Raw genomic sequence first — 13,368 nt, 5'->3', positions numbered from 1 at the left:
GTTTCTGGACACATGCCGGGTTCAATGAGCACAACTCATTAAAGGAACCCGGTTATGACAGACTTCTTATCGGATGCTGCCCGCCAGGTGTGGCGTCATCTCTTCGGTATTCACATCTTTGCGCCGATCATCTTCGTGCTGCTCGGGGTATTCATCATGACCGGTTGCCGGGACAATAGTTCTGCTCCGCCTGCCGCCCCGCTCCGCCCGGTTAAATCGGTGATTGCTCCACCGCTCAGCAGTGATGCATCGCTGGTGCTGACTGGCGAAATCCGCGCTCATGAAGAGGTCGCGCTAGCCTTCAGACTGGATGGCCGGGTGGTGAGCCGTGCGGTTGAGCTGGGCGATCGCGTCAGCGCCGGGCAATCGCTGGCAGCGCTGGAAAATGATCAGTCACGCAATCAGCTAAGCAGCGCACGGGCCGATCTCGACAGCGCACGCGCCGCCGAACGGGTCGCCGCGCTTAACCTGCATCGGATGCGGCTGCTGATGCCCGGAGGGGCCATCGCCCGCAGCCAGCTGGACAGCGCCCAGGCGGACTGGCAGAGCGCACAGTTCCGCCGTCTCAGCAGCGAAGCGGCTCTGAAAAATGCCCAGGATAACCTCAGCTGGACTCAGCTGACTGCGCCTGCAGCAGGCCGGATCACCGCCATCACGGTTCAGCCAGGTCAGGTGGTCAGCGCCGGACAAAATGTGATGACGCTGGCAGCAGGGGATGCACGCGATGCGGTGTTTGACCTGACAACGCCTGCGCTGCTGCATCCTGATGATCGGACACCGCTGAAAGTGACGCTGCTCGCCGATCCCGGCGTGCAGGCCAGTGGCACAGTGCGTGACATCAGCCCGCAGGCCGATCCACAGACCCGCACATGGCGGCTGCGCATCTCACTGAATCAGCCGCCTGAGGCGATGGCACCCGGTGCCACAGTCATTGTCACCCTTCCCGATGCGCAGCCGCCGGTCATCGCCCTGCCCGCCAGCGCCCTGACCCGCTCCGCAGACAAACCCGCGCTGCTGGTCGTTGATGCGGCGTCACGCCTGCAGCTTCGTCCGGTAGTGCTGGCCCGCTTTAACGCGCAGCAAATCTTCGTCACTGCCGGGATCAAGCCGGGAGAGCGCGTCGTCACCGCCGGCGTCAGCACCCTGCAACCTGGCGAAAAAGTGGCGCTTTCGCAGGAGGCTCCATGAAAAAAACGTCTGGCTTTAACCTCTCCGGCTGGGCGCTGGCGCATCAGCAACTGGTGATCTTTTTCATGCTGCTGGTCATGGCGGCGGGTGTGCTGAGCTATGAACATCTGTCACGCAATGAAGACCCGGCGTTTACTATCAAAACCGCCGTAATATCAGCCCAATGGCCAGGCGCTGATGTGAACACCACGGTGCAACTGCTCACTGACGTACTGGAACAGAAAGTGCAGGAGATCCCGTCGCTGGATGCGGTTGAGAGCGAAACCCGCGCCGGACAAACCGTCATCTATGTCAACCTGCGCGATGACACGCCGCCCTCTCAGGTGGCCGGCATCTGGTACCAGCTGCGTAAAAAGATGCAGGATGTTGCCCCTTCACTGCCGCAGGGCGTGCAGGGTCCGGCCGTTAACGACGAATTTGATGACACCTTCGGCACCATTTATGGCTTCACGGCGGAGGGTTTTACCGCCAGAGAGCTACGCGACCGGGTCGATAACCTGCGTCGCAATCTGGCCAGTCTGCCCGACATCGGTAAAACCAGCCTGTTAGGTGTACAGGAGCAGCAGGTGGTTATCGCCTTTTCGCCGCGCAAGCTGAACGGCATGGGGCTCGATTTACAGCAGGTCAGCGACGCCATTAAAGCTCAGAACGATGTCGTCCCGGCGGGCAGCCTGCGTACCGACCGCGAGAATATTGCGCTGCGGGTCAGCGGCACCCTGACTTCGGTTGAAAATCTGCGGGCGATTACCCTGCATATCGGTGAGCGTTTTATTCCGCTGACCGATCTGGCCACCATCAGCCTGCAACCTGCCGAACCTCCGGCGCCGACGTTTAGAATTAACGGCGTTCCGGCTATCGGGCTGGCGATCTCCATGGCCGGCAGCGGCAACATGCTCGATTTCGGTCAGCAGCTCAGTCAGCGCATGCAGATGCTGGCCAGTCAGTTACCGCACGGTATTACCATGACCCGCGTGGCCGATCAGTCTTCCGTGGTGAAAAACGCGGTCAGCGGCTTTGTCCGGATACTGGGCGAAGCGATCGTCATCGTGTTAGCCGTCTCCTTTGTCTCGCTGGGACTGCGTGCCGGTCTGGTCGTTGCGGCGGCGATCCCGCTGGTACTGGCAATGACCTTTACCGGCATGTTAATGGCAGGCATCGGACTCCAGCGCATCTCGCTTGGCGCGCTAATCATCGCGCTGGGGCTGCTGGTGGATGATGCCATGATCACTGTCGAGGCAATGGTGGCGCGACTGGAAGCGGGCGACAGCAAGTGGCAGGCCGCCACCTATGCTTTTAAAACCACCGCATTTCCGATGCTGACCGGTACGCTGGTAATGATCGCCGGGTTCATTCCGGTCGGGTTCGCCGCCTCCAGTGCCGGAGAGTATTGCTACTCATTGTTTGTGGTGATTACCCTGGCGCTGCTCTGCTCGTGGGTCGTCGCGGTCATCTTCTCTCCGCTCACCGGCTGCTGGCTGCTGTCGGCCAGGCACATCAAGGCCGATAAGCCGCGGGGCGTGCTGACGCGCAGCTATCACCGGCTACTGGAGGTGATTCTGCGTCACCGGCTGGTGACGATTGGCACAGCGATGGCGGTGCTGCTGGTCAGCCTTTACGCCACCACTTTTATGCAGGGTGAATTTTTCCCTGCGTCGGATCGGCCCGAGCTGCTGGTCAGCCTGACGCTTCCCGCCAGTGCAGCCCAGGCTGAAACCACCCGCCGTACCGCACAGCTGGAACAGATGCTGCGCAACGATCGGGATGTGGCGAACTACACCAGCTACGTTGGCTCGGGCGCAATACGCTTTTATCTGCCGATGGATGTGCTGCTGGATAATGAAAACATCGCGCAGCTGGTGGTGGTGGCGAAAGATCTGGCGGCACGCGATCGGCTGCGCAGCAGGCTGGAGCAGAAGCTGGCGGTGGATTTCAGTGATATCACTACCCGGGTATCGCCGCTGGAGCTGGGGCCACCGATCGGCTGGCCGCTGAAATATCGCATCACCGGCCCGGATAATGCCAGGGTGCGGCAGGCGGCCGATCGGCTGGCGGCGCTGATCGCCCGCTCACCGCTGACTCGCGAGGTCAATCTTACCGCCGGAGAGCCAGAACGGGTCATGACGCTGGCGGTGAACCAGACCGCAGCCCGCGCAGCCGGACTCTCTTCCGAAACGATAGCCACCGCACTGAATACTCTGATGTCCGGCAGCGTGGTGACCACCCTGCGCGATCGTAACCGTCTGATCGACGTCGTGCTGCGCAGCAATGACCCGGAGCGGCAGGACACTGACACACTGGCAGGATTGATGATCACCAATGCCAGCGGACAGAAAATCCCATTGCGACAGGTAGCAACGCTGAACTGGGGAGTGGATGACCCGGTAATATGGCGACGTCAGCGGCTGGCTTACATCACCGTACAGACCGATATTGCGCCCGGTCAGCGGGCTGAACAGGTCTCGCAGCAGCTCGCACCAGCCGTCGCCGACCTGCGCGCCTCGCTGCCGGCCGGATACGGTATTGAAGAAGGTGGCGTGGCAGCCGAATCGGATAAAGGCAACGGTTCAGTGTTTGCTCTGCTGCCGGTGACGATCTGCGTCATGCTGGTCTTGCTGATGATTCAGCTGCAACGCTTCTCCGGCATGCTGCTGGCGCTGAGCATGGCACCGTTTGGCCTGCCCGGCATCGTATCCGCGATGCTGTCGGCTGGCACACCGCTGGGGTTCGTGGCACTGCTGGGGATTATTGCCCTGGCGGGGATCATCATCCGCAACGCGGTGATCATGATCAGTGAAGTCGATGCGAATAGCCGGGCCGGACTGTCCGCGGGTGAGGCAATCCGGCAGGCTGCCCATCACCGTGCACGTCCCATTCTGCTGACCGCCTGTGCGGCAATACTCGGCATGATCCCCATCGCCCATCAGGTTTTCTGGGGGCCCATGGCACTGGCGATTATTGGCGGTCTGATCAGCGGTACGCTGGTAACGCTCACGGTGCTGCCCGCCGCGTTAAGTCTGTTGATGCAGCGCGGCTCACGTTAAAACAACACCCGGCGATCCCGTGCTGAGAACGGCGGGATCGCCGGAAAGGATCAGTTCATCACCTCGACCAGAATCAGCGGGCACTTTCTGACTTTGCAGGCCTGACTGTAGGCCAGCGAGCAGACCGAGCAGAGATCGCGCACGTCAGACTGGTACTCATACTCCATGAAATAGCGGAACTGGCCGCCCGCCGAATCTGTTCTCCAGAATCGCTGCGGCTCCAGAATTTCATCCAGTTGCCTGAATGTCAGGGCTGACGGGTTGTGAAACCCGACTCTTACGCGGTATGTAGTCATGCACCGATTATTGGCATCCCGGTCCCTGGCCGCCAGTTGGTTATTGTTTTCAGTTCAATAGCTGGCGCTTATCAACCCGCTTCGCCTGGTGCCGCAGGCTGTTCTGCCAGCAGCGCCAGCAGGTGCAGTACTGCTTTTGACGGGTGAAGCCGACGCCAGGCAAAGGCAACGTCGGTAAATAGCGTGTTGTTTTCGATATCGCAGAAGCTGACCCCGGGGTTATCGACGCAGCGCATCGACTCCGGCACCAGCGCAATCCCGCAGCCCGCCGCCACCATGCCCAGCGACGTAGTGATCTGTGGAGCCTGCTGAAAAGTGTGGCGCGAAAAGCCCGCCCGCAGACAGGCAGTGACAATCAACTCATACAGGCTGGGCGAGACGTCGCGCGGGAAGATCACCAGGGTTTCTTCCGCCAGCGCGGATAGTGCCACGGTGGGTGTGCCGCTGAGGGGATGGCAGCGCGGCAGCGCAATCAGCATCTTTTCGGTGGAGATGACACGCAGATTAAACGCCTTGCTGCTTTCACACGGCAGCCGGATAAAAGCGGCATCCAGCAATCCTTCCTGTAAATCCTGCATCAGCAAAGACATATTCTCTTCGCGGGTCAGCAGCTCCATCGCCGGATAACGTTCTTTAAACTGGCGGATCAGGGTGAAGATGCGTGGATTAAACGCCACCGAGCTGGCAAAGCCCAGCGACAGCTGACCACTGATCCCGCGCGCAATACCGCGTGCGTTCTCCAGCGCCTGATCGGCCAGTTGCACAATCTGCCGGGCATCCGCCAGAAACGCTTCGCCCGCTTCGGTGAGTTCCACTCCGCGCGTCAGGCGCTTCAGCAACGGTGTGCCAATTTCCTGCTCCAGCCGCAGTATCTGCTGACTCAGCGGCGGCTGCGATATGCCCAGTATCTCGGCGGCACGAGTGAAGTGAAGCGTCTCGGCTACGGCAACAAAATAACGCAGATGGCGAAGTTCCATATCAAAAACGTCTCAAAGTTAACAGGTTTCGCTATTGGACCCACCGACTGAATCGGTTCACCATTAGGTTAACACGGCTTAACGGTTAATCGATGAGGCATCAAATGAGCAATTGTGTAACTGATTGTTCCTGTGAGGATCAACTAAAACATACTGTCCTGACGCTTTCACAGGATGCACCAGAAAGCGTTATCTATCAGACCTCTTTAATGAGTGCGCTGCTGAGCGGCGTTTACGACGGCAATGTCCGTATTGCCGACCTGCTGCGTAAAGGGGATTTCGGCCTGGGTACCTTTAACCGGCTGGATGGCGAAATGATCGCGTTTGATAGCAAGGTCTATCAGCTGCACGCCGACGGCAGCGCGCACCCGGCCGATCCGGCGCAGAAAACTCCGTTCGCCGTGATGACCTTTTTTAAACCGCAGCATCTGTATGAATTTGACCGGCCGATGTCGCGTGAGGCGATCCATCAGGTGATCGACAACGAAATCACCTCCGATAACCAGTTCTGCGCGCTGCGCATCAGCGGTCGTTTCAGTCGCGTCGAGACCCGCACCGTGCCATGCCAGTGTCGTCCCTATCGCTCAATGCCGGAAGTGCTGGGCGATCAGCCGACCTTTGCCTTCAGCCAGCGCGCGGGCGAACTGATCGGATTCCGTACACCGCAATATATGCAGGGCATTAACGTTGCGGGCTATCACGAGCATTTTATTACCGACGACCGCGAAGGCGGCGGCCACATTCTCGACTATGCGCTGGAACAGGGCACCCTGACCTTTGGTGCCATCAGCAAGCTGGTCGTGGATTTGCCACAGGACAGCGATTTTCTCAATGCCGACCTGAACCCCGCCAATCTTGACGCCGCGATTCGTGCGGTAGAAAGCTAATCAGAGGAATGACGATGAAAACTCCAACCGATACCACACTCTGGACCTGTGGCGCTGACCTGGTGGTGGCGCAACTTGAGGCACAGGGCGTCCGCCACGTCTTTGGCATTCCTGGCGCAAAAATTGATAAAGTCTTCGACTCACTGCTGGATTCCTCCATCCAGACCATCCCGGTTCGCCACGAAGCTAACGCTGCATTTATGGCCGCCGCAGTGGGCCGCCTTACCGGCAATGCGGGCGTGGCGCTGGTCACCTCCGGGCCGGGCTGCTCCAACCTGATCACCGGCATGGCCACCGCCACCAGCGAAGGCGATCCGGTGGTGGCTATCGGCGGTCAGGTGAAGCGCTCCGACAGCGCCAAGCAGGTTCATCAGAGCATGGACACGGTTTCAATGTTTCGCCCAATCACTAAATATGCGGTTGAGGTCACCGACCCCGCTGCACTTTCTGAATGCCTGTCGAATGCGTTTCGCCACGCCGAACATGGCCGGGGCGGCGGTGCCTTTATCAGCCTGCCACAGGATATTGTCGATCAGCCGGTTACCGGCAAAGCGTTGAGCAGCAAAGGCCGCCCTGTACTGGGCGCCGCACCTGACTCAATGATCGACGCCGTCAGCGAAGCTATCGCCGGGGCTAAAAATCCGGTCATCCTGTTGGGATTAATGGCGAGCCAGACAGAGAACAGCGAAGCGATTCATGAGCTGCTGACACGCAGTCACATTCCGGTTACCAGCACCTATCAGGCAGCAGGAGCGGTCAGACAGGATCACTTCTCACGCTTCGCCGGGCGCGTCGGGCTGTTTAACAACCAGGCGGGCGACAGGCTGCTGCAACAGGCTGACCTGATCGTCACCATCGGCTACAGCCCGGTGGAATATGAACCGGCGATGTGGAACAGCGGTAACGCCACCCTGATTCATATCGACGTAATACCCGCTGAGACCGACAACCGCTATCTGCCGGATGCAGAACTGGTGGGTGATATCGCCGCCACGGTGCGTAAACTCGCCGCGCGTATCACTGCCCCACTCCAGCTGACCCCGGAAGCCGCCACCATCCTTGAGGATCGTCAGCAGCAGCGCAAATTGCTGGCGATGCAGGGTGCCAGCCTCAATCAGTTTGCTCTGCATCCGCTGCGCATTGTCCGCGCCATGCAGGACATTATTAACAGTGACGTCAGCCTTACCGTCGATATGGGCAGCTTCCACATCTGGATCGCCCGCTACCTCTACAGCTTCCGCGCCCGTCAGATCATGATCTCCAACGGTCAGCAGACGATGGGTGTGGCCCTGCCGTGGGCGATTGGTGCCTGGCTGGTCGAGCCGCAGCGCAAAGTGGTTTCAGTTTCCGGCGATGGTGGTTTCCTGCAATCCAGCATGGAGCTGGAAACTGCCGTCCGCTTAAAAGCCAACATTCTGCACATCGTCTGGGTCGATAACGCCTACAACATGGTGGCGATGCAGGAAGAGAAAAAATATCACCGCGTCTCGGGCGTCAATTTTGGGCCGGTCGATTTCAAAGCCTATGCCGAAGCGTTTGGGGCAGCGGGCTTTGCGGTGACCAGTGCGGCAGAGCTGGAGCCGACGCTGCGTAAAGCGATGGATGTTCAGGGGCCCGCCGTGGTCGCGGTGCCGGTCGATTACACCGACAACCCGCTGCTGATGGGTCAGCTGCATCTGAGCCAGCTTCTTTAATTTCTCAAAAAGGAAATCATGATGAAAAACAGAGTGGCATTTGTGACCGGCGCAGGCCAGGGCATTGGTGAAGCGATCGCCCTGCGTCTGGCGAAAGATGGACTGGCGGTTGCAGTAGCCGATTTTAATCAGGAGACCGCACGCCAGGTCGCGGAGAAGATCAACCAGCAGGGTGGCAAAGCGATTGCGCTGAAAGTCGATGTCTCGCAGCGTGATCAGGTGATGGAAGCGGTAGAAGAGGCGCGCCGCACGCTGGGCGGCTTTGACGTCATCGTCAATAATGCCGGTATTGCGCCCTCCACGCCGATTGCTGAGATCACCGAAGCGGTGGTCGACAAGGTCTACAACGTCAATGTCAAAGGGGTGATCTGGGGCATGCAGGCCGCGATTAAAGCGTTTGCTGCAGAAGGTCACGGCGGCAAAATCATCAACGCCTGTTCTCAAGCGGGTCATGTCGGTAATCCGGAGCTGGCGGTTTACAGCTCCAGTAAGTTTGCCGTGCGCGGGCTGACGCAGACCGCTGCGCGCGATCTGGCACCTGCCGGCATCACGGTTAATGCCTTCTGCCCTGGCATTGTCAGAACACCGATGTGGGAAGAGATTGACCGGCAGATCTCTGAAGCAGCCGGCAAACCCGCCGGCTACGGCACCGAGGAATTTGCGAAACGCATTACGCTGGGACGTCTTTCTGAACCGGAAGATGTGGCTGCCTGCGTCGCCTACCTGGCCAGTCCTGACTCCGATTACATGACCGGTCAGTCGCTGTTGATTGATGGCGGCATGGTGTTTAACTGATCTTCGTTCGCCTGCTGCGTCATCGCGTGGCAGGCGTTTTTCCTGACCGGGTTGAACCGTTAATTTTTTTTATCTGAAAAGCGGTTAACCATCAGCCTCTTGCCCGTCTGCCCCCGTATTTCCTGCCTTTTTGTCGCCACAGAGATTAAAGCTGCTTATCACCCTGCCGATAAAACAGAGACTCCTCTCCCTGTTCGAAGCGACCATGTTAACGATCAACCATAACGAAACCGCCGCGATTACGAACAAAACGCGGTACAGCACTGACTCTGTTCTGGGACGAACGGTTGAACGGTTATCATCAGGGATGAGAATTAACAGTGCCAAAGATGATGCGGCAGGTCAGGCGATTGCCAACCGCATGACGGCCAATATTAATGCCGATGCGGTGGTAGCGCGTGGCCTCAATGACGCCATCAGCTATTCCCAGACCGCCAGTGGCGGCCTTGGCAGCATCGTCGATCTGCTGATCCAGGCGCGCACCCTGTCGGTCCAGGCCGCTAACGGCACGCTGTCGGACGCCGATCGACAGAGCATCAACGGCCAGTATCAGCAGATTATGGCAGGCATCAATGAAGTGGCAGACCACACCGAGATTTTTGGCCGCTATCCGCTGGCGACGAATAATCCCGATCTTCCCCCTGCGAAACTGGGTAACGTTGACCCTATCAACACGAAGTTTCCGGTGCCGGGCAAGAATTACTCCTTTACCTCTGGCGTGATCCCGCTGGCCTATATCCCGGCAGGCTCGACGGCGATAAGCATCACCATCGACTCACTGGGTATGGATGACGATCTCCAGCTCTTTACCCGCGACGGTAAACACCTGGTCGGTACACCACTGGACGGCAGTGCGCCTGATTACACCTGGGCCAGCAAAAGCATCACTAATTCGGCTACCGCGGATAGTCGCCTGCTGACCAGCAGTAACGGATTTGCCAGCGGTGCGGCTTATGACAGCTCCCAGTTGCTGGAGGGCGGCCCGAGCTGGACGCTGGCGGGCAGTAACAGCAGCACCTACAACGGCATGAACATCACTTACAGCGGTGACGGCGATCGCTATGAGGATGTCGCCAGCGGCGATTTCAACAACGGCACCATCACCAGTAACCGGCTTGAGCGCATCACGCTGGATACCGTCAGCGAGGATTTGATTGTGGTGGTGGTGGGCAATGGCTCCTTCACCGGTAATCTGACCTGGGGAAATCTGCCGGAACCCAAAGGTGTGCCTGCGACGCCGCCGAAGAAGAGCGAACCTATGGAGGTGGTCACCAGCGCCGATTACGGTCAGCCGATCCAGTCGGATACTATTCCGGCAACGCCATCGGATACCAAAACGCTGGGGCTGAACAACACAACGCTGCTTACAGAGGGCGATATCTCAACCACCATGAAGGCACTGGATAGCGCGCTCGAGAAGATCAGCGGTTATCAGTCGATCTATGGCGCAAAGATCAACCGTTACGAGTCCAACCGTAATGTGTTATCGCAGCAGGGTGTGGATACCTCAGCGGCTCGCAGCCGCATACAGGATGCGGACTATGCTGAAGAAGCAAGCCAGCTGGCACGCAGCCAGATTATTCAGCAGGGTCAGACTGCCGTCAGCAAAATGGCGAATAAAACCCCTGAAATGATTATTCAGCTGTTAGGCAGCTAATAACGTTAACCGGCTGAGCATCAAGGCTCAGCCGGTTACCCTGTTTCTCCACCACTCTACTACCCGCCTGATTCAGCCCCCAGCTGGCCCGAAACCCCGGTTACACTTCGACACCCTTTGATCTCAGTCACACAATCTCGTTTAAGAACCGTTTAAAGATGATCATGATCACCCTTCTTTGTTAAAGAAATGCTAAATACTGACAACTATTTATTATCATCTTTGAATGCAGGGTTAATTAAAACAACAGGTTAATCATTACCACGCTAAGTAATTACCTGAATTTTCCTGCCGGTATGTAACTTTTTCATTACTTTTCCGCCATTGCGAGGGCTGTTAATTTGCTGACGATACTGGGTTTTTCCATGGTTGTTTGCTTCATGTATCTGATCATGACCAAACGCATGTCAGCCTTGATTGCGCTGATCCTGATACCAACCATATTTGCGCTGATTGGCGGTTTTTACGCAGGTCTGGGTGCCATGATGCTGGACGGCGTCAAAAAGCTGGCCCCTACCGGCGTGATGCTGACCTTCTCCATTCTCTATTTCGGTCTGATGATCGATGCCGGATTGTTTGACCCACTGGTGCGCTTTATTCTTCGGATGGTGCGCGGTGACCCCCTGAAAGTGCTGGTCGGAACGGCGGTACTAACGCTGCTGGTTTCTCTGGATGGTGACAGCTCTACCACTTACATGATTGCCATTGCCGCATTCCTGCCGCTCTATCACCGGCTGGGCATGAACGTGCTGATGATGACCTGCCTGGTGAACCTTGCCAGCGGCATCATGAACCTCTCCCCTTGGGGTGGCCCGACAGCCCGTGCCGCGGCGGCACTGCGCATTGACGCCCTCGATATCTTTATTCCGATGCTGCCAGCCATGCTGCTGGCCTGTGCCAGCCTGGTGGCAATGGCGGTGCTGTTTGGCCTGCGTGAGCGTAAGCGTCTTGGCGTGATGACCATGAAAGATCATCATCTCGACAACATTGAGCTGGGGCTGGGCGATGCCGAAGAGTGCGCAGCCAATCGCCGTCCGAAAATGTTCTGGCCTAACTTTATCCTGACCACCGTGCTGCTGGTGCTGCTGGTGATTGGTTTAATGCCGATTCAGATCCTGTTTATGCTGGCGTTTGCGATAGCGGTGATGCTCAACTATCCCACGCTGGAGGAGCAGAAAGCCCGCATCAGCTCCCATGCCGGTAACGTGCTGGCGGTGACCGCATTAATTTTTGCCGCCGGTATTTTCACCGGCATCCTCTCCGGCACCGGCATGGTTGACGCCATGGCGAAGAGCCTGCTGGCTGTGATCCCGCCCAGCTTCGGCCCTTTCCTGGCGGTGTTCACCGCGTTGGTCAGTCTGCCGTTTACCTTCTTTATGTCGAATGATGCCTTTTACTTCGGCATTCTGCCGGTTATCGCCCAGACGGCGGCCAGCTACGGCATTACCGCAGAAGAGATTGCCCGCGCTTCTATTGTCGGCCAGCCATTCCACCTGCTGAGTCCGCTGGTGCCGTCAGTCTACCTGCTGGTGGGTCTGGCGAAAGTCGACATCGGCGACCACCAGCGCTTTGCAATAAAGTGGGGGATTCTGGTCAGTCTGGTGCTGATGGCGGGCGGTCTGCTGACCGGTGCTTTCCCGCTGTTCCACACCTGATAATCCTCTGCTTTATGGCGGATAACCGGCAATTTTTCCCGGTTATCCGCTTCACCGCTCCGCCTACTGCGTCATCCCTCTCTACACTCTATAGCCAGGCTGATGTGCTACGCGCCGGACAGGCCGTAGCCTCTCAGAGATATCCCCATTGCCCCTATGGAGGCCCGATGAAAATTCACCACCTTAACTGTGGCTGTATGTGTCCGCTGGGCGGCGCGTTCTATGATGGATTCAGTAAAGGCCTGAAAGCACATCTGGTCTGTCACTGTCTGTTGATTGAGACGGATCGCGACGGGCTGGTGCTGGTGGATACCGGCTTTGGTCGTCAGGATATCCATGCGCCCGGCAGCCGCCTGTCCGGCTTTTTCCGCGCATTAAACAATATTCAGCGCCGCGATGAACTGACCGCACTGTCACAGTTTACGTCACTGGGTTTCCGGGCTGAGGATGTGCGGCATATTATTCTGACCCATCTCGACTTTGATCATGCTGGCGGACTGACCGATTTTCCGCAGGCGCGAATCCATCTGTTGCAGCAGGAGGTTGATACCGCGCATCAGCGTCATAGCTGGCTGTCACGGGAACGTTACCGGCCCGGACAATGGGGTGGGATCAGCAACTGGGAGACCTATCAGCCGCAGGGAGAAAAGTGGTTTGGTTTTGAGGCGGTTAATCGCCTGCGTGACTTACCGCCGGAGATTTTGCTGGTGCCGCTGGCGGGCCATACGCCGGGTCACGCGGGTATCGCGATTCAGCAACCCGATGGCTGGCTGCTGCACGGCGGCGATGCCTGGTTTTACCGCGGCGAAATGCGGCAGCAGACGCGACACTGCACGCCGGGACTGCGCTTTTACCAGTGGATGATGGGCATGGATAACGTGGCCAGACGACACAATCAGCAGCGACTGCGTGAGCTCTCCTGCCAGCGCGGCGGCGAAATCACCTTTTTTTGCAGTCACGACGCCCGTGAGCTGGATGCGTTACAGGTTAATGCGCCGCTGCGCTGATGAGAAAATACCCGTATTCACTGATTCGAGCAGCATGGTGACCGGATGAAAACTCAGGGTTATGGTTTGTCAGGCGCCTGTTACTTTGTCGCTTTCGCGATTTCATATCCAGTCTTCTCACTTAAGCTTCCTTGTCATAGCTTATCATTGTACAATGATTTGTATTACTTA

10 protein-coding genes are annotated in these 13,368 nt (G+C 57.9%); 8 read left to right on the top strand and 2 right to left on the bottom strand.

All coding sequences use genetic code 11. From position 1 onward, the window contains the following. Positions 1–54 precede the first annotated feature (54 nt). The gene (locus ACVKSX_RS20745; RefSeq protein WP_354439318.1) at positions 55–1,188 is read left to right on the top strand and encodes an efflux RND transporter periplasmic adaptor subunit; all 1,134 of its coding nucleotides are present in this window, start codon (positions 55–57) and stop codon (positions 1,186–1,188) included. Continuing rightward, a complete protein-coding gene (locus tag ACVKSX_RS20740) occupies positions 1,185–4,229 on the top strand; it encodes an efflux RND transporter permease subunit (protein ID WP_354439320.1) in 3,045 nt (1,014 codons plus the stop codon). The genes ACVKSX_RS20745 and ACVKSX_RS20740 overlap by 4 nt, the downstream gene beginning before the upstream one ends. A 50-nt stretch (positions 4,230–4,279) precedes the next feature. On the opposite strand, the gene ACVKSX_RS20735 is transcribed toward ACVKSX_RS20740, so the two are convergent. Further along, positions 4,280–4,525, bottom strand: a complete 246-nt coding sequence (locus ACVKSX_RS20735) for a hypothetical protein (protein WP_010256845.1) — start codon at positions 4,523–4,525, stop codon at positions 4,280–4,282. Positions 4,526–4,596: 71 nt separating this feature from the next. After that, the gene (locus ACVKSX_RS20730) at positions 4,597–5,502 is read right to left on the bottom strand and encodes a LysR family transcriptional regulator (protein WP_159227281.1); all 906 of its coding nucleotides are present in this window, start codon (positions 5,500–5,502) and stop codon (positions 4,597–4,599) included. A 104-nt stretch (positions 5,503–5,606) separates the two neighbouring features. On the opposite strand from ACVKSX_RS20730, the gene budA reads away from it, so the two are divergent. The 6 genes from budA (at position 5,607) to ACVKSX_RS20700 (ending at position 13,197) form a co-directional block, all read left to right on the top strand. Continuing rightward, a complete protein-coding gene (gene budA, locus ACVKSX_RS20725) occupies positions 5,607–6,389 on the top strand; it encodes an acetolactate decarboxylase (protein ID WP_033781025.1) in 783 nt (260 codons plus the stop codon). 14 nt (positions 6,390–6,403) lie between these two features. Continuing rightward, the gene (alsS, locus tag ACVKSX_RS20720; RefSeq protein WP_010256852.1) at positions 6,404–8,083 is read left to right on the top strand and encodes an acetolactate synthase AlsS; all 1,680 of its coding nucleotides are present in this window, start codon (positions 6,404–6,406) and stop codon (positions 8,081–8,083) included. A 21-nt stretch (positions 8,084–8,104) separates the two neighbouring features. After that, positions 8,105–8,878, top strand: coding sequence for a (S)-acetoin forming diacetyl reductase (locus tag ACVKSX_RS20715; RefSeq protein ID WP_010256854.1), 774 nt, complete (start codon positions 8,105–8,107; stop codon positions 8,876–8,878). 205 nt (positions 8,879–9,083) lie between these two features. Then, positions 9,084–10,535: a flagellin N-terminal helical domain-containing protein gene (locus ACVKSX_RS20710; protein WP_072000552.1), complete on the top strand. Its 1,452-nt coding sequence runs from the start codon at positions 9,084–9,086 to the stop codon at positions 10,533–10,535. Positions 10,536–10,876: 341 nt separating this feature from the next. Continuing rightward, positions 10,877–12,190, top strand: a complete 1,314-nt coding sequence (locus ACVKSX_RS20705) for a CitMHS family transporter (RefSeq protein WP_031292261.1) — start codon at positions 10,877–10,879, stop codon at positions 12,188–12,190. A 167-nt stretch (positions 12,191–12,357) separates the two neighbouring features. Further along, positions 12,358–13,197 (top strand): MBL fold metallo-hydrolase, encoded by an 840-nt coding sequence (locus ACVKSX_RS20700; protein WP_045139830.1) that lies wholly within the window; start codon positions 12,358–12,360, stop codon positions 13,195–13,197. Positions 13,198–13,368 lie beyond the last annotated feature (171 nt).

The sequence above is a fragment of the Pantoea sp. PvP021 genome, assembly GCF_054056055.1.
This window is presented reverse-complemented; position numbering and strand designations above follow the sequence as displayed.